Annotated in this window: 4 protein-coding genes; all 4 read left to right on the forward strand. The window is 64.7% G+C overall.

The window, feature by feature from the left end; genetic code table 11:
- The coding region (locus RT028_RS20125) for a chemotaxis protein CheB (protein ID WP_312937232.1) at positions 1 to 583 on the forward strand (583 nt) is incomplete at its 5' end.
- 48 nt (positions 584 to 631) lie between these two features.
- Positions 632 to 1,636, forward strand: a complete 1,005-nt coding sequence (locus RT028_RS20130) for a PleD family two-component system response regulator (RefSeq protein WP_312937234.1) — start codon at positions 632 to 634, stop codon at positions 1,634 to 1,636.
- Between the two features lie 133 nt (positions 1,637 to 1,769).
- Positions 1,770 to 2,865 (forward strand): peptide chain release factor 2 gene (prfB, locus tag RT028_RS20135; protein ID WP_312937236.1). Its coding sequence is split into 2 segments (ribosomal slippage): positions 1,770 to 1,841 and positions 1,843 to 2,865, totalling 1,095 coding nucleotides; the frame shifts between segments, so codons are not numbered across the junction.
- A gap of 90 nt (positions 2,866 to 2,955) precedes the next feature.
- On the forward strand, positions 2,956 to 3,463 hold a 508-nt coding region (locus RT028_RS20140; RefSeq protein ID WP_312937238.1), incomplete at its 3' end, for an OB-fold nucleic acid binding domain-containing protein.

A 3,463-nucleotide genomic window follows, 5' to 3' on the forward strand; every position in this document is an offset into this window, starting at 1 on the left:
GTCGCGCCAGGGCACGCAGCGCCGCGCGCTGGTCGCGATCGGTTCTTCGGCCGGTGGGCCGGCGGCGCTGGAGCTGCTGCTCAAGGGGCTGCCCAAGGATTTCCCTGCCGCCATCGTGCTGGTCCAGCACGTGGATCAGGTGTTCGCCAGCGGCATGGCCGACTGGCTGGCCAGTGCCTCGGGCCTGCCAGTGCGCCTGGCCCAGGAGGGCGAGGCGCCGCAGCCTGGGCAGGTACTGCTGGCCGGGACCAACCACCATCTGCGGCTGTTGCAGAACGGCACGCTGGCCTACACGCCCGAGCCGGTCAATGAAATCTACCGACCCTCGATCGATGTGTTCTTCGAGAGCGTGGCGCGCTACTGGAACGGTGACGCGGTCGGGGTGCTGCTCACCGGCATGGGCCGCGACGGCGCCCAAGGGCTGAAACTGATGCGCGAGCAAGGTTTTCTGACCCTCGCCCAGGACCAGCAGAGCTGCGCGGTGTATGGCATGCCCAAGGCTGCGGCGGCGATCGACGCTGCCGTGGAAATCCGCCCGCTGGAACGTATCGCCGGGCGCCTGACGGAAATCTTTTCGAAATGACGATAGTTGAGTCTTGCCGTGTGATCGGCAGCGACCGGGTGAACAGGCATGAATGATTTACTGCTGGAGGGCTTCAACGCGGCCGATGAGAATTCGGCGATGGTCCTGCTGGTCGATGACCAGGCAATGATCGGCGAAGCGGTGCGCCGCGGGCTGGCCAATGAAGACAACATCGACTTCCATTTCTGCGCCGACCCGCACCAGGCGGTGGCTCAGGCCATTCGCATCAAGCCGACGGTGATCCTGCAGGACCTGATCATGCCTGGCCTGGACGGCCTGACCCTGGTGCGCGAGTACCGCAACAACCCGGCCACCCAGGACATCCCGATCATCGTCCTGTCGACCAAGGAAGACCCGCTGGTCAAGAGCGCGGCCTTCGCCGCCGGGGCCAACGACTACCTGGTCAAGCTGCCCGACAACATCGAACTGGTCGCGCGCATTCGTTATCACTCGCGCTCCTACCTGACCCTGCTGCAACGCGACGAGGCCTACCGTGCCCTGCGCGTGAGCCAGCAGCAGTTGCTCGACACCAACCTGATGCTGCAGCGCCTGATGAACTCTGACGGGCTGACCGGGCTGTCCAACCGCCGCCACTTCGACGAGTACCTGGAGCTGGAATGGCGCCGCGCCATGCGCGAGCAGAATCAGCTGTCGCTGCTGATGATCGATGTCGACTACTTCAAGGCCTTCAACGACACCTTCGGCCACCTGGCCGGCGACGAAGCGCTGCGCCAGGTGGCCGACGCGATCCGCCGCTCCTGTGCCCGGCCCAGCGACCTGCCGGCGCGTTACGGCGGCGAGGAGTTCGCCCTGGTGCTGCCCAATACCTCGCCCGGCGGCGCGCGCCTGGTGGCCGAAAAGCTGCGTCAGACCGTGCTCGCGCTGGACATCGCCCACACCACGCCGCAGCCCGACTCGCGCCTGACCGTGAGCATTGGCCTGGCCACGCATACGCCGGCCATCGGCAGCCCGTGCCGACAACTGATTTCCGCTGCGGACAAAGGGCTGTATACGGCCAAGAACGAGGGGCGCAATCGGGTGGTGGTGGCCTGAGGCAGACGTGAAGGGGCAGGGCCAGTGGGACGGGCGTGCGCTTGACGCGCACCGTCAGACGGCCTGCCGTCCGCCAGCAGACTGGTTTATACTCGTCGGCTTTTCACCGAATCCAGCGCGAGAGTCCCCGACCATGGAAATCCAACCGATCCGTAACACCATCAAGGACCTCACCGAGCGGTCCCAGTCGATTCGGGGGTATCTTTGACTACGATCACAAGCATGATCGTCTGACCGAAGTCAACCGCGAGCTGGAAGACGCCAACGTCTGGAGCAAGCCTGAATATGCCCAGGCACTGGGCCGCGAGCGCGCCATGCTCGAACAGGTGGTCAACACCCTCGACACCCTTGCCAACGGCCTGGCCGACTGCGAAGCCTTGCTCGAGATGGCGGTCGAGGAAGATGACGAAGGCACCGCCAACGATGTCGAAACCGAGCTGCAGGGCCTCGAAGACGCCCTGGCCCAGCTCGAATTCCGTCGCATGTTCAGCGGCGAAATGGACATGAACAACGCCTACGTCGACATCCAGGCCGGCTCCGGCGGCACCGAAGCGCAGGACTGGGCCAACATCCTGCTGCGCATGTACCTGCGCTGGGCTGACAAGCGCGGCTTCAGTGCCGAGATCGTCGAGCTGTCCGAAGGTGAGGTCGCCGGTATCAAGGGCGCCACCGTGCACATCAAGGGCGAGTACGCCTTTGGCTGGCTGCGCACCGAGATCGGCGTGCACCGCCTGGTTCGCAAGAGCCCGTTCGACTCCGGCGCCCGTCGCCACACCTCGTTCTCGGCGGTGTTCGTGTCGCCCGAGATCGACGACAAGGTGGAGATCGAGATCAACCCGGCCGACCTGCGCATCGACACCTACCGCTCCTCCGGTGCCGGTGGTCAGCACGTCAACACCACCGACTCGGCGGTACGTATCACTCACGTGCCGACCAACACCGTGGTGGCCTGCCAGAACGAACGTTCCCAGCACGCCAACAAGGACACCGCCATGAAGATGCTGCGGGCCAAGTTGTACGAGCTGGAGATGCAGAAGCGCAACGCCGCGTCCCAGGCACTGGAAGACACCAAGTCGGACATCGGCTGGGGTCACCAGATCCGCTCCTACGTGCTCGATGACTCGCGCATCAAGGACCTGCGCACCGGCGTCGAGCGCAGCGACTGCAACAAGGTGCTGGACGGTGACATCGACCAGTACCTCGAAGCGAGCCTCAAGCAGGGGCTGTAAGCGGTACACCTTCGTCGCGGTGCCGGCCCCCGAGCCGCACCGCGCGCCTGCCCGACAGGGGCACCGAACACTGATGGAAAGAATGACGACATGAGCGACCTCAAGACCGAAGCGCAAGACCTGCAACAGGAAGAAAACACCCTGATCGCCCTGCGCAAGGAAAAGCTGGCAGCCGAACGTGCCAAGGGCCAGGCCTTCCCCAACGACTTCCGCCGCGACAGCTACTGCAACGATCTGCAGAAGCAGTACGTCGACCAGACCAAGGAAGCCCTGGAAGCTGCAGCGATTCCGGTCAAGGTCGCTGGCCGCATCATGCTCAACCGTGGCTCGTTCATGGTCATTCAGGACATGACCGGGCGCATCCAGGTCTATGTCAACCGCAAGACCCTGCCAGCCGAAACCCTGGCCGAGGTGAAAACCTGGGACCTGGGCGACATCATCAGCGCCGAAGGCACCCTGGCCCGTTCCGGCAAGGGCGACCTGTACGTCGAGATGACCCAGGTGCGCCTGCTCACCAAGTCCCTGCGCCCGCTGCCCGACAAGCACCACGGCCTGACCGACACCGAGCAGCGCTACCGCCAGCGCTACGTCGACCTGA

Source organism: Pseudomonas sp. (assembly GCF_032058845.1).
Taxonomy (GTDB): domain Bacteria; phylum Pseudomonadota; class Gammaproteobacteria; order Pseudomonadales; family Pseudomonadaceae; genus Aquipseudomonas.